A 22,454-nucleotide genomic window follows, 5' to 3' on the forward strand; every position below is an offset into this window, starting at 1 on the left:
GCCCCTTTACAAGGGCTTTTCTTCGTTTCACGCTTGTGCCAAAAATTGATTGAAATCAGCTATGCTCGGGTTGGCCATATAGTGACCGCCCTCCACTTGGATGGTCTGTCCTGTGATGAATTTCGATTCGTCGGAAGCCAGAAACAGAACCGTATGCCCAATGTCATCAGCTTCGCCATGATAAGGCAGAGCATTATATTTGGCGAAAATGTCAAGAACGGCAGGCGGCATACTTTGCTTGGCTGCAGGTGTCAGAATGAGCCCAGGGGCCACTCCGTTGCAGCGGATTTTATCTTTGCCGTATTGCGCGGCGATGTACCGTGTAAGGTTCACAACGGCGGCTTTGGAAGCGCCATAGGCGGACCGTACGGAGTCTCCCGCGAACGCAGCCATGGATGCCGTATTAATAATAGAACCTCCGCCAGCCTTCCTCATATGCGGAATAGCAAACCGGCTTCCTAAGAGAACACTCTTCGTGTTCACATTCATTATGCGGTCCCATTCATCCAAATCCATATTTACCACGTCGAGATCTTTTCTCAAATTTGTTACACCCACGTTGTTGAACAGAACTTTAAGGGTACCGTACTGTTTAACCGTAAAATCAACCGCTTCTTCGATCGAAGCCTCTTGTGAGGCATCTAAGAATATGCCGACCGCTTCTCCGCCTTCGCTTTTAATCTTTGCCGCCGCTTCTTGCGCAGAATCGACATTGAAATCAGCAATAACGACTTTAGCGCCTTCTCTTGCCATCAAAGTGGCCGATGATAAGCCGATGCCGGAAGCTCCTCCAGTTATTAACGCTACTTTACCTTCCACTCGTCCCATATCGATCTCTCCCTTTGTTGATCTGATTGGCCTGTCTATTATCTCATTATTTCGCTGTGACGCCGCCATCAACAGGCAGTTCAACGCCTGTAATATAGGCAGACTCGTCAGAAGCCAGGAACAGAACGGCTTCCGCCACTTCGGAGGCACGTCCGACTCTTGGCAATGCAGTCTGAGATAAGAACCATTGCAGCATCTGCTTGTTATTCACAAATTCAGAGCTCATCGGCGTTTCAATGAAGCCGGGGTGAACCGAATTGACGCGGATGTGATCCTTGCCAAAATCCACAGCCGCGGCTTTGCTTAGCATACGGACTCCGCCTTTGGAAGCCGTATAGGCACCCGCCCCGCTGCTCCCGGTCAGCCCCGCTATGGAAGAAATGTTAACGATTGATCCCCCATTGTTTGCTTGCATGTGCGGAATAACGTGCTTCATTCCAAGGAAAACGCTAGTCAGGTTAATGTTCATTACTTTATTCCATTGTTCAATCGTGGTATCAAGCAAACCGACAGCCAGAGAGATACCGGCATTGTTGACCAAGACGTCAACTTTGCCATAGGTCCCAACTGCACCTTCCACAACCTTGATCCAATCCTCTTCTGAAACGACATTGTGCGCGTAAGCCGAAGCTTGGCCTCCAGCAGCTTCAATTTCCTTGACAACGGCTTGTACCGCGGCCTCATTAATGTCTGTTACCACAACTTTGGCGCCTTCTTTCGCAAACAAAATCGCTTCTTCACGCCCCATACCACTGCCTGCTCCAGTAATGATGGCCACTTTATTCGTAAGACGAGTCATAGTTATGTCTCCTTTGTGTGAATTCTATTTTTAAATCTTAAAGTCGAATGCCTCGGGATAATGATAGTATAACTATCATCATAATATAGATTATATCACCATGGTATTCCGAACTCAACTCCAGCTTGCTTAAAAGGTACCCGATCGATATAATACAAATAATTGAAATACCTAATTTGAAAGGCACGAACCTCTCATGGATCCCAAAACAAGATACGAGAAAGAACGATCTGACGGAAAGCAGCAGCGGCTGAGCATCATTCTCGAAGCCGCGGAGCGCGTCTTTACTTTAAAGGGAATCGAAAAAACCACGATGCAGGACATTGCCAGTGACGCGAATATCGGCATCGCAACTCTGTTTCGGTACTTTCCCAAAAAAGAAAAACTCATCGTCGCGGTTGCTACCAAGCTGCTGGAACCGATGCTCGATCGTTTTCAATATGTCGCGGATTTGCCTCTAACCTGTCTCGAAAAGCTTGAAAGCTTGTTCGATTTCTTTATCGTAGATCATAATAATGTGAGCATAAAATTTATGGTCGATTTTGAAAGTTATGCGTCTCATTCTTCGGAGCCGTTGGAGGATATTCTCAACTTCAACTCTTTGAATCGTAAAATTTCACGCGAATACGCCCGAATTATTCAAAATGGCATCGAGGACGGATCGATTCGTTCCGACCTTCCCGTCCAAGAGACACTAACCACGGTCATCAACACATTTGGCCTCTTTTCCAAAAAATTATCGCTGCAGAAAAATATTCTCCTGCTCGAATCCGATCTGGAGAACGAGCGTCAGCTGGCCATCCTAAAGAAAATATTTATTGATTACCTGAAAGCCTGATGGAAGGGGTATTCCTTGATGACAGATAGTAGAATGAATCCTAAGGTTGATGGATTTTTAAGAAAGGCCAAAACGTGGAAGGAAGAATATGAGAAGTTGAGAAGTATCGTTCTTGACTGTGAGCTGACCGAGGATTTTAAGTGGATGCATCCTTGTTACACGTTTGAGAATAAAAATATCGTGTTAATACACGGATTTAAAGAGTACTGTGCGCTTCTGTTTCACAAAGGTGCCTTGCTGCATGATGCCCATGGCATTCTAATCCAACAAACAGAGAATGTACAATCGGCGCGCCAGATCCGGTTTACCAATGTTGGAGAAATAGCTGCGATGGAAAGCATTTTGAAAGCCTATATTTATGAAGCTATTGAAGTTGAAAAAGCCGGTTTGGAAGTGGAATTCAAAAAGCATACTGAATTCGCCATTGCTGAAGAATTCCAAAATAAATTGGATGAAATCCCCGCCTTGAAAACGGCTTTTGAAGCGTTGACGCCCGGACGGCAAAGAGCCTACCTTCTTCATTTCTCTGGGCCCAAACAATCCAAAACTCGAGCGTCCAGAGTTGAAAAATATATGCAGCAAATTCTCAGTGGAAAGGGATTAAACGATTAATATAATGAAAAGAGCGCTAGCCCGAAGGTTAACGCTCTTTAAGACATTAATTAATAAAACCAGCATATTTAAGCAGTCTTGTTAGCATGGCAACCGCTTGTGCCCGGCTGGCATTTGCTGAAGGGACGAATGTCTCATCTGTCATACCTGTAATGATTTTTGCATCAACAGATTGTGCTACCGCCAATTGTGCCCAACTGCTAATGGATCCGTTATCTTGAAATTTAGCTAAAATATCATTTTGCTTATCAGAAACGCGGCTTGCCTTTCCTGCTGCAGTAATAGCTCGTGATACCATAACAGCCATTTGTTCACGAGTAATTACATCGTTGGGTTTAAAGCTGTTATCTTTAAAACCGTCAACCAGCTTTGCTTTAACAGCTGCGCTGATGGCACCGGCAAACCAATCACTGGATTTTACATCGGTGAAGGTAGTTGGCTCTGCATCTAACGATATACCCAAAGAGCGAACTAATAAGGCAGCGAATTCCGCTCTTGTAATGCTGCTGTCAGGGGAAAAGCTGGTATCCGTCGCACCTTTTACGATTAGCTTGGAAGCAAGCAGCTCAACATCCGCTTTTGCCCAATGCTTGCTAATATCAGTGAACGTTTTAGTTGAACTAAGGACGGTATAGACACTGTTTCCGTTCCGCTTGATTGTAACCTTTATAGTGCCATCTTCTTGCTTTACAAAGACTGCAGGTACGAAAGAAAACGGGTCTGCTGACGGATTGTACAAGACGACTGTTGCATGAGTGTCATCAACAGGATTCACCAATTCTATATTCCGGTCCACATAAGTCGATCCGTAATTATTTAACTCCATTGTCTTCCCATTTCCTGTTGCAGTAACGGAAAAATCAATTGCACTTCCTAATTGGGTAGCCGTAATATCCCGCGCATTTGCTTTGATTTTAGCATTTATATCAGCAGCTACCGGAATGATGCTTACTTGGATACTTATCTTATCTGCTGTAGTGCCTAGGCTTTGCGCGATAGCTGCAAAGTCAATGACACTAAGGGGTAATGAATACTCCCCATCATTGGTTTGAAATGAAACGATTGTATTTGGCGCAGTCATCGCAGCGTCAGCTAATATAGATGACGAAACATGAAACACAACTTCTTCGCCAACAGCATTATCAAAAGGAATCGAAACAATAGGAGCATCTCCATGATTATCCTGTTTGGCTGCTTTGGATAAAGCATCAGCCAGAGCTGAATCGTCTTGAGTAACCGTTGTCCTTACATGACCATCGGCTGCTGCTGTGGATTTTGCAACATTTTTACTAGTGTTGACCTGAACGGATTCCGCATTCGTTCGTGCTGGAGTGACTGGCTTACCGGGTGCTTTAATAGTTCCATTAGGACCACTGCCACCACTATTGCCATTGCCGCCACTATTGCCACCGCCGCCGTTATTGCCGCCACCGCCAGGAATATCTGCCGCTTTGACTACCAGATCCTTTGTATCCACTTGGTCGGCTTGTCCAGCGATAACCTTATAGGTTCCAACTGACTCACTACTGGCTAAAGTGAATGAACTGGAAAACTCCCCACTGCTTACCTGAACAATATCGTAATACAGAGTGCTGTTTGCCGGACGCAGTACTTGAATAATCACTTCATTCAGCGTGGATGTACCGGAGATAACCACAGAACCGCCGGGTTGAATAGATGCTACTGAGTTCAATGTAACCGCTGCGCCGCTTGCAAACACCCCTGCAGGCAAGAGCGATAAACAAAGTGCGGCAAGCATCGTTAAACTTAACTTGCGTAAGTTCACTTTTTTATTCCTCACTTTCGTGCTACTTATTTTTCTAATTGTTATTATTACTTTCGGTTTTACTGATGGCCTGATCCAGTTCCAGCTGCGTCTTTACGGTAGCCAGGTTTACTCCGAGATTCGTTGAATCGTTGCTATACTTACTAACGATATAAGCTTTAACCTTAAAATTAGGATTCGTAGCAGCATCGCTTACATTGAAGTTGGCAGAGTATGTACCTGTATCAACCCGTAAATTCGCTGCAACAATACTGATCGGTGTCAAACCATTGAATAACTCGAAAACGACGGATTGATTGCCAATCGTGCTATTATTATTTCTAGCATTGTTAACCAAATTGATCGTTGCTGTAATTCCATTCTTTGCGGTCACCACCGGCGCTGTCATATAAAATATTTCAGATGGCTGGTAGGCTCTGCCCTCGAAATATTTGGTGCTGTAACCTTCAGCATCTACTGAAATATAGTAATAATGACCTTTTTGGAATACCCCATTGCTAATAGTAAGCTTGCCTTCGGTTAGGGTGTAATCGTTGCTTTCCAAGTTCAATTGTCTATCCGTTTCCAGGTCATCATCGGATACTCTGACGACTTTAACTTTGCTTCTCCATTCCGCATTGTCCTCGAATATGAAATCACTTGCGACATTGCTGAATACGTATCCTGTAATGTCAGGAGTGTTGTAGGCAACTTCCTCATCCAATGCTTCATTCCGTTTAGAATCGTATAAGTCGCTAACCACGTTCTCAGTAATTTTGATTTGTACTGAACCTACCTTTTTGGCATCGTGGAAGAATACGGTTATTCTATTTCCTTGAACCATAACAACATCCAGCGCACCCAAAGCTGTGTAGCTAGAACCATGGTCCGTAGAAATGGTTATTTTCTCTTTTAAATGGGATACCCCATCGACAACGGTCTGGTCTACTAGATCTGTGTTGGAATTAAACTGCAAACTCATCCAACGACCATTATGCGAAAAGTAGCCGTTGTTAAGATTAAGAACTGTATCTTGAGGGTTCATCCAATTAGCGTAAACATAATCCGTGTTTACATTTCCGGCTGTATCCTTAAAATGATTAGGGTAGAAAGTAAAATGATAATAGGGATAGCCTGTCAATGACGTTGCGAAATGAATGGTTGCAACGTGACCCGAGAAGGTTAACGTAGCATCTGAAGGTAAGCCGTTGAACCATTGATTAGGGCGATACCACTGTACACTTTGTAGAAATTGCGCGTCAGTATCATAAGCATTTTGTACATCTTCATCAAAAACAATATTCAAATCCTGTGCATTAGAAATATAGGCATACAAATACTTTGGAGGTGTCGTATCTGCCGGGATTGGGTAATCACCGCCAACGTTGGCTTGAATCAAAGCGGTTAATCTGTCCGCCGTTTCAACATTTCCATAACGATTCGCAATCATTCCTCCACCAATCACAATTTGATTGTTCGCCCCTGATAAGGCCTCTTTGAAATGGATCTGCAGCTTTGCGGAATTAATGGATACCGTGTCTCCTGCGACCAAACCTTTCCATTCCGAATTGGTGCCTCTGATGACATATATCCGATTTCTTAGTGAATCCTCTGTACGATCAACAACAGCCTCGTTAAAGGTAATGGTTACATCATGATTATCACTGCTAATTTCCGTGCTTAGGATAACTGGAGGACTGACAGGTAAATTCATTTCTCCATTGGCGTTACCTGCTGAGTCTTTTATAGTGCCGCTTGCAATTTTAATAATCGTATTCGTGCCCAGGATGACTTTCATATCGTTATAAAAATTTAAATAAATGGTTCTCGAACCATTTTGACGAAAATTGCCCTGATGCGCCGAAACGGGTACAAAATTCACTCCATCCGCCGCAACACTGATGTTACTTTTCAAAAACGTTTCGATTTGTTCGCTATCTGCGTCAACAGGGGCATTAATCGAAAAATCTTCATCAAAACTCAAATATACATCCCCGCCATTTCGGGACTCAGCGCCTGTAAAAGCAGGAGGGGTAATATCCTTCGCGGCGATACCCGAGACTGTCACATCGGCATTCGAGGTCACAAGGTCCTCATTCCTGATGGAGCCGGCTTTAACCTTAATGGCGTTGGCCGTACCTGTAAGTTCAGCACCTAACGTAATGACCAACGCGCCCTCCGTAGTCATATGGATGACATTGTTTCCATTATCCGCTGAAAGATCAACGAACGAACCGGAAACGGAACGCTTAATTTGAATATTCGACTTTAAATCAGCTAAATCAATCGTTGGAGCTGCATATGTGTTAAATGTAACAGTTACCGTCGTATTGTTATTACTTACATCGGCTGTTGCCGAAGTTAACGGATCAGCCGTTACGGGTGAAGCATAACCCTCAACAGGTGAAATCGTAAAAACCATCATGAAGGTCATCACGATTGCCATTACTTTTGATACAATTCCCATAAAGCTCGGCTTACTTTTTAGATCATTACTTACCATGTAAATTCCTCACTCCTATTTGTATTAGGTATAAAATCAAGCTAAAGACAAGTATATCTCCCCCCAATGATGGCAAAATGACAAACTTCGACAAAAAAAAGAGCCCTACCTGTCAGGACTCTGTCTCATTTTCTTCCTATATGACAAATCCAGACCCGAAAGAAGCTGTGCGTATAACTCAGAAGCTTCACGAGAAGGTTTGATTCCGATTTCTTTATGCAATGTTTCTTCATATTGCAAATATTGCCGGGTCAAAGCCTCTGTGTTCTCCTGCACAGCGAATGCCTTCATAAGCAGCATAAAGGCTTCTTCATCCAGCTCGTTATGCACTCTGAGCTTCATTAATAGTCGGATCGCGGCATTCGTCTCGCCCCTGTTTAATAAGGCAGCACATAATTTCTGGGTAAAAGAAGTATACAGAAGCGATAGGCGTTCGGCTTCGTTCCATGACCAAGCAAAGGCACGATCTCCAAACAAATCACCCGTATATAGCCGTTCAAGCTCAATCGCCTGCTCGATAGTTGTCTCATCAATCACGGATAATTGTCTGCAGCCCTCTTCGAACGCTAGAAAATCTACTTTTACCTGGCTAATACTGAGCGCGTAATGGTTGCTGTCCGAATACAAACTTTCCTTTACTCCAAACGAATCCAACACCTTGCGCAGTTGATAGACGGTCGTATTCAAATAAATCTCGGCATTCTTTTGCGGCATGCCGCCAAACATATCTTCAATCAGCCTCGCTCTTGAGACACGCCTCCCTTTATGGATAAGCAGATATCCAAAAAGCTCCGCACTTTTGCTTGATTTCCATTTGGCCCTCGTCCCCTGTGTGCTTTGAATGTCGATTTCACCTAAGCAGTTGAATTTGACTTCATTGGACTTAGGCTCCTGCTCCGCTTGCTGCAAACGCTCTGGGCGCTTTTCTGCAAGTGCCCTTTGGATCGTATTGAAAAGTCGTTCTTGTGCAACGGGTTTCACGATATAGTCAAAAGCGTAGACATCGAAAGCAAACAGCGCGTATTCTTTATGGGATGTTATAAAAACGATTTTCGTTTCTTTGCCGCTCTCCCTTACCCGTTGGGCAAACTCCAAACCATTCTCCCGTGGCATACTAATATCTACAAAGATCATATCCACATCATGCTTCGTTAAATAGGTGAATGCCGCTGCCGTCTCCGAGAAGCTTGCCACGACTTCGACAGCGCTGACCTTGGCAAGCATCCTCTTCATAATCAGATGCATCGCTTTTTCATCATCGATTATAATAGCCTTCATCTTCCTTCTCCTTTCACGCTGTCTGGCCGTACGAGTGAAGCTTCAGCAGGAGTAGGGATAGAGAAGTAAAAGGTACTCCCCTGCACAGATGTGCGGTCAAACCAAATTTCTCCCCCGTTTAGGCGAACGAATTCTCTGCATAAGGTAAGTCCCAGACCGACACCCTGCTCTCCGGCTGTTCCGGTCAAGGAAATCGGATAAGTTTCTTTTAACAATGTGCCAGCTTGCTCTGAAGGAATTCCTTCTCCTGTATCGCTTACAGACACAATCATTTTATCCTCTGTGCGGTTTGCTTTTAACCGGATGCTGCCCCCGGCGTCTGTAAATTTAATCGCATTCGACAGCAGGTTTCGAATAATCAAATCAAGCATTTCCTTGTCGGCATACACAAACGTATCCTTGGGTATTTCGGATACCAATTGAATATGCTTACTCTCGCTGCGAACCTGCAATAACTGCAAATGGCTCTGGACCACATGAGCCAGGTCCCATTCGACAGGATTAAAAACCATGCCTTCCCTTTGGCTCCGAAACCAGTCTAACAAACTTTCTACCAGTGTAAACGTGTTCTTGATTTGCTGGCCCATCTCGTGCAGGATTTCCCGATGATCCTCGCCGCCATCCTGGTTCTCCTCCTCCATAAGCTCCATTAAGTTGACGAGCACGGCCAAGGGATCACGAATATCATGAGCAACTACGTTAAACATCTTGTCCTTGAACGTATTGAGTTCACTCAACTGTCTAGCATTATCAAGCAGTCTTTGTTCTGAACGAACCGTTTCCGTTACATTGCTTAATAGAAGCATTTTACCTACGGGCTTTTGATGGGTATCGCTAATATAAGACATATGAACATGATAAAATTGGGTATCCATTTGACTTGAAATTTGGACTCTGCCTTCCCTGGATGGGCTTTCTACTACTTTCTCAAGCAGCTCGGGATATTGGTCAAACACTTGAACCACAGACTGCCCAATCCATTTAGGACTGATGCCTTCAATGACTTTAATTGCCGACTGGTTAAAACTAGTTAGCGTATGATCCATATCAAATACCATAACGGCATCCTGCATCGTTGCAAACACCTTTTGCAGCACCAAAGGGGCTAATCTCAACATATTAAATTGATAAATGCCCCACAAATAGAATATGCCCGAGATCACAAATCCAAATGGAGATATATCAATGGGGTAGGACAACCCGCATAAATAAACCAACGTAAAACCGTAAGGTCCCCAAGATCCTATGATCATCATGGCTATTTGTTTTTTCATCCGAGGTGTCGCTCTACGAAACATTTGAATCATTAAAATCGTGCCTATTATAAAAAAAGCATAGTTATAGGCGACATGAAGCTTATATAAAGGTCCTTTAACTAAGGCAACCAGCGGGAACCCTTCCGATTCATCCAACGTCATACTCTTGTAAAACAAATGATGCCACTCATTCGTATAATGAGCTGCAAATGTAATCGTCGGAATCACCAACAGCAGCGCAACAACCCACCAACGAACCCAGGATTGTCGGCCTGTATACTGAAGCACCATAATAACCCAAAGAGCAGTGCCGAAAGGAATACCGATATATTCAATTCGCAGCCAAAATCGGATTTGATCCAAATTCGGGCTGATCATTTCGAAAGCATAGCCAAATGTATAGAATGAACTAGCCAATATACCCAAGCCATAGCTTTTGACGATTGGCAGTTCTCTTTTTTTCCAGCAGAAATAGCATATGATGAGTGAGCAGCAGGTTGCTGCTAGCAGGATTACTGATAAATATAAGTTGTAGCTCATGGTGAATCCCCCATACAGGAATGAATCCTTCATTTTCCATCTTCTATGTAAAGATTACATGCCCTTGATTTAAGTCAATGACCGTCATACTCCTCCTGATTAAAATGAAAATAAAAATGTTTACAGGAGGCTATCTTATGGCTATTTCAGTAAAAGAACAATCCAATCAGCGAACATCTGCTTTAATTGCCGGCATTTCACTTATTGTCATGACACTTGCCGCATTTTTCTCCTATGGCTTTGTCCATGTTTAGTACAGAATAGCTTTTATCCCATCATAAAAGAGACAAATACCGACATTTCTCGTCCTATTTTAGAACTATTATCGCAATATAAACATCCCCCGAATGGGGGATGCCTTAGTGCCTGTGTACGGTTGGTTTTTTCAATATGGGGGATAATTGTAATAAAGTCTTACATGTTATCGAATGGGGTGGGTTAAAGATGATTTATATTTATAATGATTTCGGTGGAACACATACTACCTCTCTAGCCGCCGCTTATCATCTGAAGAAGTTAGACGAAACTCGCGAGCCCTCGAAGAGTGACATATTGAATACTCACAATTTTAATAAATTGGTGTATAAGGACAGAGGAAAGCTGTACTTCCACGGGAAGGATGAGGATGGGAATAAGGTATATACTATGGGCCGAGGCAGGTCAAAAATTTTAGTTCCCGGTATATTTAATCTGATCGATATGTTGATTGAAGAAAAGGCACTCGACGAAAAAATTATTTTATCGAATACGTCTCCGACCGTACCTTTCACGATGACATGCGGAGGGATGCTTTCGCGATGGTTAAAGATTGATTTTCTAGGCGTGCCTTTATTGGTTATAGGGGCCAAACAAGCATATCAAGACATTATTCATCTCGTTCACCATACCAAGCAAGCCGCAAAAACCTCAAGTTCACAATTAATTATGCTGGATAATAAAGAATTCAAATAATGGTTAAGATCAAGCTGCAAGCTGGCACCGATACTCCATCGGTGTCAGCTTGTTTGCTCTATAGAGAAGACTCGTTACTTACCGATTATTCCGCTTTTGTACAGGCACCCACACTTCCACTTCCGCGTCTACCGGATTTCCATTCAGCAGAACTTCCGCGACTGGAGTACCGGAATACTCCCACTCAAAGGTATCGGTTAAGATGGTGCCAAATGCCTGATCCTCCAGCTTATCAAAAGCCAGACGCGACAAACCGCCGCTGCCCGATAGAATCAAATACTCGCTCTCCGGGAACCATACTTCTTCGGCAGAAGCCGGCAAAGCCTGAGAAGATTGGACGCCTGGGTAATAACACACGGTTTCACCCTCCTTGGCTACAACAGCGTAGCCATACGGACCTTCTGCCAAGGGTCGGAGTGCTGCCATTTGTCCGTTGTCAATCGCACTTTTAAAAAACGTTGTTTTTTGGCTAGAAAAATGTGGCGAGTGGATGCTTGTCCCACCTGTCAAAACCGTTTTGAATCCGATGATTCGAAAAGGTCCTTTTTTCTCTACTTTAAAATTGTTCATGTTCAACTGCCTCCCAATCTGTTGATCTTACCTACATCTGTATCGTAGCATGTCAAATATGACAACAGTGTGGCATACTTAAAGTGGAGGTGCGGCATGAAAATCGATCGTTTGATTGCGCTGATTGTCATTCTATTGGAACATGAGGTCATAAGCGCTAGAGAACTGGCTCAAAAACTTGAAATTAGCAGAAGAACCATCTACCGCGATATTGATACGTTAACACTTGCTGGGCTTCCCATCTTCACCCAACAAGGAGCAACAGGCGGCGTTGGCCTCATGAAATCGTATAAAGTAGACAAGAAGTTGTTCACACGCAACGACATTCAAACGCTAGTGACCAGCTTGAAGAGCTATAAGAAACTTTTTAACCATAAAGAGATCGTCCATGTGCTGGAGAAATTGAGCGCCATCGCTCATGACGGCGGAACTTCGATACCGGAAGGAAAGTTTGTTGTGGATTTATCATTAAATCAGGGGAATGAATCGTTGCGCTCTCTGCTAAGTTACGTAGAAACAGCCTTGAATGAAGAACGATATTTGACCTTTGATTACGTTGATACGGCAGGCCATGTTAGCTCCAGAAAGATCGAACCTTATCGGGTTGTTTTCAAAGAAAGCAGTTGGTATCTGCAAGGCTACTGTGTTGAAAAAATGGATTATCGGATATTCAAACTAGCTCGTATGAGCAAGCTGCAAGTTTTGCAAGCAACATTTACGCCGAGAGACTTCTCCCCGCTGCCGATGGATGGGGCGGATTGGATGAATCAAAATTGGATTTCGGTTACGATCCGTATTCACCTATCCATGATGGATAAAGTGATCGAACGATTTGGCGAAAGACATGTAATAAGCGTAGAGGGAGATACTTGCTTAGCAGCGTATCCCATCATTCACAATGAATTTGGCTACGACACGCTGCTCAGGTTTGGAGATAAATGTGAAATTGTAGGACCCTCTGAGGTGCGGGATGGTTTCAGGGACTATGTTCGTAGAATTCTGGCTAAGTACTCGTCGGTTTAACTATGGAAGAACAAGTATAAGTTCATGCCATATGAACTAACTGTTTTCTCGCTGGGTCCCAGCGCCATGTTAATTCACCATGCAGCCGCAGACCGCCATACCACTCATTCATTCCCTTCAGTTTCACCCAGTCCTTTACTCCCGCGGCTACTTCCAGCCCTAGTTCCGTTAATGAAATTTCACAATTTTCAAAGGATGGGGTAGTTTGCTTGCGATAATCAGGAAAAGTATGAGGCCCCCGTATCTCTAATAGGGCACTCGGTCGTTCCGACATCCCCCTTAATCGATACCAAAATTCCAAATCACCCATTCCAAGCAGACTTAAGCGGCTCCCGACCTCTTGAAACAGCTCGCGCGGGGTATTTACCCCATGCTGGATAAGATCCACGATTGTCTGCTCAACAATTCCCAGCCCATTCATTATGGAGGGCAGGCGGGATACATGCATGTCAAGTGCCGCGTGAGCGAAGGTCAGCGCCGATGTGTCTTGATGCAAAATCTCAACATGTCGTTCTATGTCGGGGGAGGCATACGCCTCCCAAATTGCACTGCCCGTCTCAAGCTCCTTCTGTCCGATCCTCTGCCACGTACCCGACAATGCTTCCAACTGCTTGGTTGTCAGCTGACCCAGTCCTCGAAACAAATCAATTCCCGGATAGTCGCCGACACACAGTAAATTCAGCTTTGTACGTCCTTGTGCCCGTTTTGAAAACCAATGCAACAAATAACTTAGCATAAGCTGGTCAAACAAATCATGCTCGAACCATAGCACAACCTCATCGTATTTGTGGAAGTTCTCCAGAATCTGTTCTTGCGACTTACACTTTGTCACATAGTCATCTCTCGGAATGCCCATGGTTCTCTCCAAATACTCCGCTCTTGCCGACCTTTGGCCGGGCTCGCCCATTTCAACGAATACCGGACCTACCGGATACACTTCTCGCCAGACCAGGATATCTCCGCGAATATTTCCCTGCCTCAACTTATCGCCGACATGATCTCCGTTTACTATATGGAGCATGGATACTCCTCCTTCGTATAGATCGTTGAACATGAATGCATTAACGAATTTGAAGCTTTGCTTGCAGATCAAGCAAACCAACAAAGCCTCTATTCCACCGAACAGAATAGAGGCCCTTTTGCTTACTTAGTATTGTCCTTTGATGACAAAAAACGAACCTCGAATGGTTCCGGCTAGTTTAGACTTCTGCCTAGCGAACTTGAACTTCCCTTCTAACTCCTTGGGTACTTCCATCCCCTCAGAAAGCTTGAAACCAACGGCCCGCTTCTTAGGGTCATCAACCGTATACATGACATTGATCCCAAGACCATCCTCATAGAAGACGTAGGTAAATAGGATATTTTCCACTTGAAAACGCGACGTCTCTAAAGGTTTGGCCGCAAACGCAATGTCACGCTCTTGCAAAACGCGGTTCACATAATCAAGATTCTCCTGACTTTCGCTAGCTGGAACAACCGTAAATTCATGTTTATATTTGGTCATAAAGTAACGGGCTTCGTTGGCACGTAACCCAGCAAGTGCTTCTGCTACAGGTGAAGATTCTAAACCTACCGTAGACACATTTTTAAAATCAACGATATAAGACATTTCCATCCCTCGTTTTCTCTCATTATTTTCAAAAAAAGAAATTTATTTTTCTCCATCTACCAAATATTATACCAAAAATGGTTCAATATAAACGTTCACATTTGGATATGATGAAACTCGTTGTTTTTCTGCATTGAACGCGGAAAAAATAAAAAGGAGCTGCTCGTGCAGCTCCTTAGTCTTTTCGTATGTACCTGTTTATTCAAGCACCTACGTTATACTCTTTCAACCAATTCGATAATAACTCCGTCTGGATCTCGGAAGATTACCCATTTACGAGCATTAATTACCGTAGTGAGAGAGTCTGGTACAATATTGATCGGAGAGAAGAATTCGATTCCCTTCGACTCCAGTTCTTGTTTGGTTTGTTCCAGATCCTTTACATAGAAGCCGAAGTGCGTCGTTGTAAAAGAATGTAACGGAAGCGGTGCATCTACAGGAGATTTCGGCGATTCGAACTCCATTAATTGGATGACGTTAGCTTCCGATTTTAAGTACGCCACACGCAGTCGCGTATCTGGAACGCCGAGGCCTTGAGAAATTTCCTCTCCTTCAAAAGCGTCGGTCGGTCCAACGATCATTTCCAGTCCCAAGATATCACGGTAAAAAGAGACGGCTTTCTCCAAACTAGAGACTACGATGCCTACATGATAAAATCCTTGTAACTCCATTATAATACCTCCTAGTAATATCAATGATCCGACCTTTATTATACCTGCATATTTATAGAATGGGAATCTTTACCTCATAAATTCTATCATTCTTCAGGTACGGCTTAGTTCTGAATGGCTTTGCACCGGGCGCCGCTCGGACTGCCGGTATGCCTTCGGCGTCATCCCTTTCCATTTCTTAAACACCTTGTTGAAATAACTCTGGTCGTTAAAGTTCAGCCATGCGGCGATGTCGGTGATCGGATAGTCGGTTAGCGTGAGCAGCCTCTTCGCTTCCTCGATCCGTTCGCGTTGGACATGCTCGGAAATCGACAGACCAACCTCCTTCTTGAACAGGCTCGATAAGTAGTTCGGGCTGAGATTAGTGCGCTCTGCGAGCTGATCGAGCGTAATGTCTCCGTACAGATGGTTGGCGATCTCGTGCAGACAATCCTGCACGGCAGGCGAGTAATGACCACGGCGGACTTCCGCCACGCGGTCAACAAAGTCAAACAGCGCCTCCATGATGACAGCGTTGACCGCCTGCAGCGTATCCTTCTCCTCCAACTGCTGAATATAGAAATCACTCAGCGTAAAAGCATCTTCCTCGTGCATACCTCCTTCAATCGCCGAGCGACAAATGAGTGCGATTCCCGTAATCATCAGATTCTTCTCGCTGCGAAGCCGACTCCGCTTGGCCAACACACCGAGCTCGTCTTCGCCGATGATCGATTCCATAACAAAAGTCTTAATTCGTTCCCTATCTCCTGTGCGCACGTAGTGCAGCATAACACGCTCATGCGACAAGTTAGCGTGAAGCATGCCGCTGCGGCGGCTTCGAGACAGCTCGGCATCCGGTTCTTGCTTCTTCACAACCGGCTCCTGCAGCAGCACGCCGTCGGCCAGAAGATTCGCTGAAGGGTCGACAATCTTCCGGCGAATCGCATAGTAGATCATCAGACTCACCGCCCGGGCACGCTCCGGGGCTACCAAAGGGACAGCTTCATACAAATCTAGAAGCTGCTTCCTGTTGCTCGCATGGAGCTGATTCATCGCCTCGCTATCCCGCGGCGTCTCGTGCAAGTATGGGCCAACAACGAGCGTACCCGCAAGTCGGTCTTCATCGAGCGCGTTCACAAAGAAATATTGAAGCCGGGAACGGGTAAAATGGACCGGCTGCTCCGCAGCATAAAGCGCATAAGCGTAACCGGCAAGTTGATCGCGTATCGAAGCAAAGTACGGGCTCGCGTGAAGCGCACGATTAGCGTATTCCGATTCGATTTTCCGACCAGGATGTATGATAAAGACTGGCAGTTGAAGAGCATCATTGAGAAGCCGGCCAAAGACAGCCAGCTCCGACAGCTTATTCATGCGTACCTCCATAGGATTCCATCCGTGTTAACAATAGTATGTTAAAAAAGTACTACAAATCGTTGATTAATACAATTAACCGCTGTGCAAGCGTATTACACTAAGGATGCAGAGAATGTCTGCTACAATTATGGAAAGGGATGAATCACTATGTTGAATAATAAAATCGCTATCGTTACTGGCGCAGGAAGCGGCATCGGACGTGCAAGCAGCTTAAAAATGGCAGGCTACGGCTCGAAGATCGTCGCCGTCGATTATAACCAGACCTCCGGCGAGGAGACGGTTCGGCTTATTCAGGAGCAAGGCGGTGAAGCGATCTTCGTACAGGCTGACGTATCGAAAAGCGAGGATGTTCAGCGTTATGTGAAGGCTGCGGTTGATACCTACGGCCGCATCGATATTTTCTTCAATAATGCCGGTGTTGTACAGAAGTTCTCGAAGTTCGCTGACATTGACGAGAACGAGTTCGATCGGATTATGAACGTAAATGTTCGGGGCGTCTTCCTCGGTATGAAATATGTTTTAAAAGTGATGGAGGAGCAAGAAAGCGGAACGATCATTAACACCGCTTCGACGGCGGGGGTGAAGAGCGAGCACAGCGCTTCCGCTTATTCCGCTAGCAAGCATGCGGTTGTCGGCCTAACGAAGGGCGCGGCGATTGAATATGTGAAGAAAGGCATCCGTGTCAACGGCATTTGCCCGGGCGGCGTCGAAACAGCTCTTACGAAAGGCGTAGAGCAGGCTTTCATGTCTGGCGGCTACGTACCAGAGGAAGTCGGCAATATGCGTATGGGCCGCTATGCGCAGCCAGACGAGCTGGCGGAAGTCGTCGCATTCCTTGCTTCCGATCGCGCCAGCTACATGACAGGTTCCATCGTACTGGTTGACGGCGGGTTGACGCTCTAAATTGTTCCTTTTCTTCACCAACATTGTTTAACAAATCAAAATGCCCGTTTCAAGCCACTGAGGTGGCTTAGAACGGGCACTTCGTTATTTTCCAGGCATCGTAATTCTATTTAAGCATTTGATACACTTGTTCGACATCCTTATCCCCGCGGCCAGACAGATTAACAATAATAATTTGATCCTGCCCCATCGTCGGCGCCAGCTTCTTCGCGTATGCAATCGCATGCGCGCTCTCTAGGGCAGGGATAATCCCCTCCGTGCGAGACAGTTCCTGGAAGGATGCCAGCACTTCCTCATTAGTGACAGTTGCATATTCAGCCCGGCCCGTCACCTTCATGTGGCTATGCTCCGGCCCAATGCCCGGATAGTCAAGCCCCGCGGCGATCGAATAAGTCTTCTTCGGCTGACCTTCTTCGTCCAGCAGCACTAAACACTTGAAGCCGTGAATGATGCTCGGGACGCCTTGAGTTAAAGACGGCGCTTGATCGGGCTCGACGCCAATCAAGCGAACAGTTGGCTCGTCGATGTAGTGAGCGAATGCACCAATCGCATTGCTGCCACCGCCTGTGCAGGCCACTACCGCATCCGGCAGCCGGCCTTCTTTCTCTATAATCTGCCGCTTCGATTCTTCGCTAATAATGGCCTGAAAGTGCTTGACCATCGTCGGAAACGGATGCGGACCAACTGCGGAACCGAGCAAATAAAACGTATTTTTATAATTACGAACCAGATCGTCCAGCGCCTCATCTACTGCATCCTTCAATCGTCCTTGGCCTTTATTAACCGGTACAACCGTCGCGCCAAGCAGCTCCATCCGGAACACATTAAGCGCCTGCCGGCGCGTATCTTCAGCTCCCATGTAGATGACACATTGCATATTAAACATAGCGCAGGCCGTTGCCGTAGCAACACCGTGCTGTCCGGCACCGGTCTCAGCGATGATCCGCTTGGCACCCATCCGCTTAGCTAGTAAAATCTGGCCAATCGCATTATTGATCTTATGTGCTCCGGTATGATTAAGATCCTCGCGCTTTAAGTATATCTTCGGTCCTCCCCAAGCTTTGGTCAGCCGCTCCGCATACGTCAGCGGATTCTCGCGGCCGACATATTCGCTCAGGTAATAGCGAAGCTCCTCCTTAAACTCCGGGTCGTCTCTTAACTTGTAAAATTGCTCACTCAAATAACTCAACACTTCCTGCAATTCCGGCGGGACAAAGCTGCCGCCAAACTCTCCAAAATATCCCTCTTGCTGCAATTGTTGCTCCATTAGTAAGCGCCTCCATTACTCAATAGGAATCGACATCCACACCTATCCATCTTACCATAAATCACAGCGGAACCCATCCATATTTATCCAAAATAATCTTAACCAATCTATCAGCCAAAAGGATATTGCAAAATAGAGCCTCATTTTGATTGAGGCTCTATTTCCAAAAGAAAAGTGATTCAACTAAAATATAATTCCGATAATAATAGCAGATAAAACGCTTACAAGTGTGGCGCCATATAACAGCTTCAATCCAAATCTAGCAACAATATTCCCTTGTTTTTCATTCAACCCTTTCACTGCACCCACGATTGTACCAATGGAACCAAAGTTAGCAAATGAGATTAGAAAAACGGAGACAATCGCTGTCGTACGTCCGCTTAAACCGTCTTTGATCTTAACAAAGTCAAGCATAGCAACAAATTCATTCGAAACAAGCTTTGTCGCCATAATACTACCCGCGCTAACGGCTTCATGCCATGGCACACCGATAAGAAAGGCAATGGGTGCAAAGACATACCCTAAAATTCCTTGAAACGAGATACCGAATATGCCACTGAAGACCCCGTTAATTAAAGCAATGATCCCAACAAAACCAACTAACATTACCCCAACTACGATGGCTACTTTAAAGCCGTCCATAATATATTCGCCCAGCATCTCAAAAAACGTTTGTTTTTCCTCTTCCTGAACATCAATAATATCTTCTTCTGACTTAACTTCGTACGGATTAATGATAGATGAAACGATAAAGCCGCCAAAAAGGTTTAATATTAATGCAGCCACTACATACCTAGGTTCTAGCATTGTCATATATGAACCAACAATTGACATGGACACCGTCGACATTGCAGACGCACATAATGTATACAAGCGATGCTTTGGCAATGATCCAAGTTGGTTTTTCACAGAAATAAATACTTCATTTTGTCCTACAATTGCAGCTGCAACCGCATTATAAGATTCCAATTTCCCCATGCCATTTATTTTACTTAGTACCAAACCAATATATTTGATAATGAACGGCAATATTTTGTAATGCTGCAAAATCCCTATTAATGCTGACATAAAAACAATTGGCATCAAAACATAAAGGAAAAATGTGTAGGCTCCTTCATTGGCAATCCCGCCAAAAACAAAGTTAGTACCTTCATTGGCATATTGAAGTAATTTTGCAAAACTATCAGCAAAACCTTTTATTAAAAATTCGCCTATGCTTGTTTTTAGTATAAGCAGTCCCAAAGCAATCTGAATAGCAATCATTACAATGATTGGACGATACTTAATATTGCTCTTATTGTTGCTTGCAAGCCATGCTAGTAATAGAACAATAATCAGACCGGCAACAGAAACTAAATAATGCATCTCTATCCCTCCATGACTGTGTTAAGAGCTATTTCGACCATTTCATAAAAGGATTGTTCACTCTCTTTATGAGTTAAGTGTTCCTGTGTTAATAACTGACTGCCTACTGTCAAAATCGATAGTGCTTTTACATCATACTTAGCGGCTAAAGTATAAAGGGCTGTGCTTTCCATTTCTACCGCTAATACGCCGAAATCCATAAACTTGTGAAGGCGATCTAAGGTCTCACGGTAAAATTCATCAGAATTATAGATGTTGCCAACAAAGACATTTAAATTCTTACCTTGTGCTTGTTGATAGGCTTTCATTAACAATGAAAAATCTGCCGTAGGAGCATAATTACATCCATGGAAAATTTTCTCCGTATAGTTACTATCTGAAGAAACGGCTTGAGCTAATACAATATCGCGGATATTAATTTCTTCCTGCATCGCGCCGCAAGTACCGATGCGAACCAATGTCTTAACTTCATAATCAACAATCAATTCCGTTGTATAGATACTCATCGATGGATTTCCCATCCCTGTCCCCTGAACCGACACCGGCACACCTTTGTATAATCCCGTATATCCATACATGCCTCTTACTTCGTTATAACAATAGGCTTCATCTAAAAAGTGTTCTGCTACAAATTTTGCACGCAAAGGATCTCCTGGAAGCAGAACACGGTCCGCTATTTCTCCTTTTTTTGCGCCTAAATGTCTACTCATATTTTCCCTCCAACTTTTCATGTTAAACTCTGGTTTACCGAAATCGCTTCCATCAAGAAAATCAGCTCCGGAACTACCTTGAGCATAACGGTTTTCTATCCTAGCAAACTAGACCAAAATCTTACGTAGGATACGGAAAATAATTGGTCAAATCATATGAGCAATTCTTGACGAATATTGTCTATATCCCTTTTGGAGGGGATTGTAGAGATCATAACAACAGGCACTGTCTTTAATGCAACCGGGATATTACTGATGACAAAATCAATATTATTTTGCTGCATCATTTCGTCGGTTAGCCCTTTCATGATGGAAGTATTAATGATCAACTGCTCCCCAATTTCCTTCTTTATCAAATCCGCTATGTAATGACGAATTGAAAATTCTTCCCCGATCACTAAGAAGGCCCTCTTCCTTTTATAACGCAAACTTGAACGAACAATTAAGGTTAACTTGGTTAAATGAAAATCATTATACAAAATGGAAGGGTAAGCTTTATTCCACGTTTGCATGCAGGTTTGCAATTCTTGATAAATCGGCTGGCACTCTTTTTGAACATATGCAATTAAATTACTTTTTGAAATCATCATCCATTCAGGAATGGCATTATCGATTAATAGCTTGTCAAAGAACTCGTAGATCTCCAAAATAAATCGTTCTTTCTTATCCAAGTTGGGGTATACCTTTGCCAATAGCGTTAGAAGCAGATTACCCATTTGATATTCTTCTTTACTTTTGTATAATTCGATTTCTTTCATCGGCGTTATTTCTGATCCTTCATAATAATGATATTGGCTGAGACTAACCAGTGATTGCATAAAGAATACTTCACTTTCGGGAAATTCAATGGCGTGCTTTTCTTCGAGACTCTTCGCAAGGGTTTTCACTGGTAAATAAAAAAAACCCTTTCCCCAAGGGTAACTATTCTCGTCGATTTTTACATATTTTCCTTTCGTAACTCTTTCTACAACAATGGCCAACAAAAAGGATAATTTCCTTTTGGAATTGATAAAATAAACAATGTTTTTCTGTTTCTCTATATTTGTGATTAACTGATTTGTATAAGCAAAATCGACATTCTCAAAGGGCCATCCTGTGAACTCATACGCATCACAATATAGCTTCCAATAGAAATATCTAATATTCATTTCATTCCCTTTGATCATAGGTGTAGAATAAGTAATGCTTAACTTATACGCTTTTAGATCATTATTATTTAAGTGCACAATCAGTTTCTTCAAAGACGAGGTACTCATAAACATAGCCCCGGCAAGCTCCTCCACGGACAGTCGACCCACATTCGTAAACAACACATTCATCAGCCTATAAAAGGTGGTTTGTCTGAACATAGAAGAAATCACTTCACTAATCGGCTCACTTCGCCCATCACGTCGAAGAAATATTCCCTTTCCTCTAGAAACTTCAATGGTAACACTAGGTGGCAATTGCTTGCTGATTTCCTCAACCATCTTACGGATTGTTTTATCTGAGATACCAGAACTTTTTTCAACTTCGGCTAAGGTAAACCATCTTTGTTCCGTATCCAGCAGCGTTAATAGTTGGCTAGCTAATTTAAATTCCTTATCCATTTTTCCACCCTGTTTCAATTCAAT

At 43.9% G+C, this 22,454-nt stretch carries 20 protein-coding genes; 5 read left to right on the forward strand and 15 right to left on the reverse strand.

Translation table 11 applies throughout. The annotated features are described in order from the left end of the window. Positions 1-27: 27 nt before the first annotated feature. Both GC097_RS22315 and GC097_RS22320 read right to left on the reverse strand, forming a co-directional pair. Positions 28-828, reverse strand: coding sequence for an SDR family NAD(P)-dependent oxidoreductase (locus GC097_RS22315; RefSeq protein WP_171685496.1), 801 nt, complete (start codon positions 826-828; stop codon positions 28-30). Positions 829-874: 46 nt separating this feature from the next. After that, a complete protein-coding gene (locus GC097_RS22320) occupies positions 875-1,627 on the reverse strand; it encodes an SDR family NAD(P)-dependent oxidoreductase (RefSeq protein WP_171685497.1) in 753 nt (250 codons plus the stop codon). 196 nt (positions 1,628-1,823) lie between these two features. On the opposite strand from GC097_RS22320, the gene GC097_RS22325 reads away from it, so the two are divergent. Next, the gene (locus tag GC097_RS22325) at positions 1,824-2,465 is read left to right on the forward strand and encodes a TetR/AcrR family transcriptional regulator (protein WP_171685498.1); all 642 of its coding nucleotides are present in this window, start codon (positions 1,824-1,826) and stop codon (positions 2,463-2,465) included. An 18-nt stretch (positions 2,466-2,483) separates the two neighbouring features. After that, positions 2,484-3,077, forward strand: a complete 594-nt coding sequence (locus GC097_RS22330; protein ID WP_171685499.1) for a YdeI/OmpD-associated family protein — start codon at positions 2,484-2,486, stop codon at positions 3,075-3,077. Positions 3,078-3,123: 46 nt separating this feature from the next. Here GC097_RS22330 and GC097_RS35055 read toward each other — a convergent pair whose 3' ends face one another. The 4 genes from GC097_RS35055 to GC097_RS22350 form a co-directional block, all read right to left on the reverse strand. Next, positions 3,124-4,878 carry an S-layer homology domain-containing protein gene (locus tag GC097_RS35055; protein ID WP_171685500.1) on the reverse strand — a complete coding sequence of 585 codons (1,755 nt, stop codon included), beginning with the start codon at positions 4,876-4,878 and terminating at the stop codon, positions 3,124-3,126. 19 nt (positions 4,879-4,897) lie between these two features. After that, positions 4,898-7,345 carry a hemoblobin-interacting domain-containing protein gene (locus GC097_RS22340; protein ID WP_171685501.1) on the reverse strand — a complete coding sequence of 816 codons (2,448 nt, stop codon included), beginning with the start codon at positions 7,343-7,345 and terminating at the stop codon, positions 4,898-4,900. Positions 7,346-7,450: 105 nt separating this feature from the next. Beyond that, positions 7,451-8,623: a response regulator gene (locus tag GC097_RS22345; protein ID WP_171685502.1), complete on the reverse strand. Its 1,173-nt coding sequence runs from the start codon at positions 8,621-8,623 to the stop codon at positions 7,451-7,453. After that, positions 8,620-10,419 (reverse strand): sensor histidine kinase, encoded by a 1,800-nt coding sequence (locus tag GC097_RS22350; RefSeq protein WP_171685503.1) that lies wholly within the window; start codon positions 10,417-10,419, stop codon positions 8,620-8,622. Before GC097_RS22350 ends, GC097_RS22345 begins: the two co-directional genes overlap by 4 nt. A gap of 444 nt (positions 10,420-10,863) precedes the next feature. Between GC097_RS22350 and GC097_RS22360 the strand changes: the two genes are divergently transcribed. Continuing rightward, entirely contained in the window at positions 10,864-11,370 is a 507-nt protein-coding gene (locus tag GC097_RS22360) for a DUF3189 family protein (protein ID WP_171685504.1), read from the forward strand. A 78-nt stretch (positions 11,371-11,448) separates the two neighbouring features. Here GC097_RS22360 and GC097_RS22365 read toward each other — a convergent pair whose 3' ends face one another. After that, on the reverse strand, positions 11,449-11,940 hold the full coding sequence (locus tag GC097_RS22365) for an effector binding domain-containing protein (protein ID WP_171685505.1): 492 nt from the start codon (positions 11,938-11,940) through the stop codon (positions 11,449-11,451). Positions 11,941-12,036: 96 nt separating this feature from the next. Between GC097_RS22365 and GC097_RS22370 the strand changes: the two genes are divergently transcribed. Then, complete coding sequence (locus GC097_RS22370) at positions 12,037-12,963, forward strand: helix-turn-helix transcriptional regulator (RefSeq protein ID WP_171685506.1); 927 nt, start codon at positions 12,037-12,039, stop codon at positions 12,961-12,963. A 22-nt stretch (positions 12,964-12,985) separates the two neighbouring features. Here the strand turns inward: GC097_RS22370 and GC097_RS22375 are convergent, their stop codons facing one another. The 4 genes from GC097_RS22375 to GC097_RS22390 form a co-directional block, all read right to left on the reverse strand. Then, on the reverse strand, positions 12,986-13,984 hold the full coding sequence (locus GC097_RS22375; protein ID WP_171685507.1) for a DUF1835 domain-containing protein: 999 nt from the start codon (positions 13,982-13,984) through the stop codon (positions 12,986-12,988). Between the two features lie 126 nt (positions 13,985-14,110). Continuing rightward, complete coding sequence (locus GC097_RS22380; RefSeq protein ID WP_171685508.1) at positions 14,111-14,572, reverse strand: DUF8821 family protein; 462 nt, start codon at positions 14,570-14,572, stop codon at positions 14,111-14,113. A 215-nt stretch (positions 14,573-14,787) separates the two neighbouring features. Next, positions 14,788-15,243 carry a VOC family protein gene (locus GC097_RS22385; protein WP_171685509.1) on the reverse strand — a complete coding sequence of 152 codons (456 nt, stop codon included), beginning with the start codon at positions 15,241-15,243 and terminating at the stop codon, positions 14,788-14,790. 93 nt (positions 15,244-15,336) lie between these two features. Then, on the reverse strand, positions 15,337-16,593 hold the full coding sequence (locus tag GC097_RS22390; protein WP_171685510.1) for a helix-turn-helix domain-containing protein: 1,257 nt from the start codon (positions 16,591-16,593) through the stop codon (positions 15,337-15,339). A gap of 150 nt (positions 16,594-16,743) precedes the next feature. Here GC097_RS22390 and GC097_RS22395 point away from each other — a divergent pair, with 150 nt between their 5' ends. Beyond that, positions 16,744-17,499 (forward strand): SDR family NAD(P)-dependent oxidoreductase, encoded by a 756-nt coding sequence (locus GC097_RS22395; protein ID WP_171685511.1) that lies wholly within the window; start codon positions 16,744-16,746, stop codon positions 17,497-17,499. Between the two features lie 106 nt (positions 17,500-17,605). On the opposite strand, the gene trpB is transcribed toward GC097_RS22395, so the two are convergent. From trpB to GC097_RS22415, 4 genes are all read right to left on the reverse strand, one after another. Beyond that, a complete protein-coding gene (gene trpB, locus GC097_RS22400) occupies positions 17,606-18,766 on the reverse strand; it encodes a tryptophan synthase subunit beta (protein ID WP_171685512.1) in 1,161 nt (386 codons plus the stop codon). Positions 18,767-18,949: 183 nt separating this feature from the next. Continuing rightward, on the reverse strand, positions 18,950-20,131 hold the full coding sequence (locus tag GC097_RS22405) for a NupC/NupG family nucleoside CNT transporter (protein ID WP_171685513.1): 1,182 nt from the start codon (positions 20,129-20,131) through the stop codon (positions 18,950-18,952). A 2-nt stretch (positions 20,132-20,133) separates the two neighbouring features. Continuing rightward, the gene (gene deoD, locus GC097_RS22410; RefSeq protein ID WP_171685514.1) at positions 20,134-20,841 is read right to left on the reverse strand and encodes a purine-nucleoside phosphorylase; all 708 of its coding nucleotides are present in this window, start codon (positions 20,839-20,841) and stop codon (positions 20,134-20,136) included. A gap of 152 nt (positions 20,842-20,993) precedes the next feature. Continuing rightward, positions 20,994-22,430, reverse strand: coding sequence for an AcpB/EbpR/MafR family transcriptional regulator (locus GC097_RS22415; protein WP_171685515.1), 1,437 nt, complete (start codon positions 22,428-22,430; stop codon positions 20,994-20,996). Between the last annotated feature and the right edge of the window lie 24 nt (positions 22,431-22,454).

This window comes from Paenibacillus planticolens, from assembly GCF_013141725.1.
GTDB classification, from domain to species: domain Bacteria; phylum Bacillota; class Bacilli; order Paenibacillales; family NBRC-103111; genus Paenibacillus_E; species Paenibacillus_E planticolens.

Excerpts from the sequence above, each read along its gene's own strand:
- GC097_RS22315 (WP_171685496.1), bottom strand. The coding sequence starts at position 828 with ATGGGACGAGTGGAAGGTAAAGTAGCGTTAATAACTGGAGGAGCTTCC.
- GC097_RS22320 (WP_171685497.1), bottom strand. The coding sequence starts at position 1,627 with ATGACTCGTCTTACGAATAAAGTGGCCATCATTACTGGAGCAGGCAGT.
- GC097_RS22325 (WP_171685498.1), top strand. The coding sequence starts at position 1,824 with ATGGATCCCAAAACAAGATACGAGAAAGAACGATCTGACGGAAAGCAG.
- GC097_RS22330 (WP_171685499.1), top strand. The coding sequence starts at position 2,484 with ATGACAGATAGTAGAATGAATCCTAAGGTTGATGGATTTTTAAGAAAG.
- GC097_RS22340 (WP_171685501.1), bottom strand. The coding sequence starts at position 7,345 with ATGGTAAGTAATGATCTAAAAAGTAAGCCGAGCTTTATGGGAATTGTA.
- GC097_RS22345 (WP_171685502.1), bottom strand. The coding sequence starts at position 8,623 with ATGAAGGCTATTATAATCGATGATGAAAAAGCGATGCATCTGATTATG.
- GC097_RS22350 (WP_171685503.1), bottom strand. The coding sequence starts at position 10,419 with ATGAGCTACAACTTATATTTATCAGTAATCCTGCTAGCAGCAACCTGC.
- GC097_RS22360 (WP_171685504.1), top strand. The coding sequence starts at position 10,864 with ATGATTTATATTTATAATGATTTCGGTGGAACACATACTACCTCTCTA.
- GC097_RS22365 (WP_171685505.1), bottom strand. The coding sequence starts at position 11,940 with ATGAACAATTTTAAAGTAGAGAAAAAAGGACCTTTTCGAATCATCGGA.
- GC097_RS22370 (WP_171685506.1), top strand. The coding sequence starts at position 12,037 with ATGAAAATCGATCGTTTGATTGCGCTGATTGTCATTCTATTGGAACAT.
- GC097_RS22375 (WP_171685507.1), bottom strand. The coding sequence starts at position 13,984 with ATGCTCCATATAGTAAACGGAGATCATGTCGGCGATAAGTTGAGGCAG.
- GC097_RS22380 (WP_171685508.1), bottom strand. The coding sequence starts at position 14,572 with ATGTCTTATATCGTTGATTTTAAAAATGTGTCTACGGTAGGTTTAGAA.
- GC097_RS22385 (WP_171685509.1), bottom strand. The coding sequence starts at position 15,243 with ATGGAGTTACAAGGATTTTATCATGTAGGCATCGTAGTCTCTAGTTTG.
- GC097_RS22390 (WP_171685510.1), bottom strand. The coding sequence starts at position 16,593 with ATGAATAAGCTGTCGGAGCTGGCTGTCTTTGGCCGGCTTCTCAATGAT.
- GC097_RS22395 (WP_171685511.1), top strand. The coding sequence starts at position 16,744 with ATGTTGAATAATAAAATCGCTATCGTTACTGGCGCAGGAAGCGGCATC.
- trpB (WP_171685512.1), bottom strand. The coding sequence starts at position 18,766 with ATGGAGCAACAATTGCAGCAAGAGGGATATTTTGGAGAGTTTGGCGGC.
- GC097_RS22405 (WP_171685513.1), bottom strand. The coding sequence starts at position 20,131 with ATGCATTATTTAGTTTCTGTTGCCGGTCTGATTATTGTTCTATTACTA.
- deoD (WP_171685514.1), bottom strand. The coding sequence starts at position 20,841 with ATGAGTAGACATTTAGGCGCAAAAAAAGGAGAAATAGCGGACCGTGTT.
- GC097_RS22415 (WP_171685515.1), bottom strand. The coding sequence starts at position 22,430 with ATGGATAAGGAATTTAAATTAGCTAGCCAACTATTAACGCTGCTGGAT.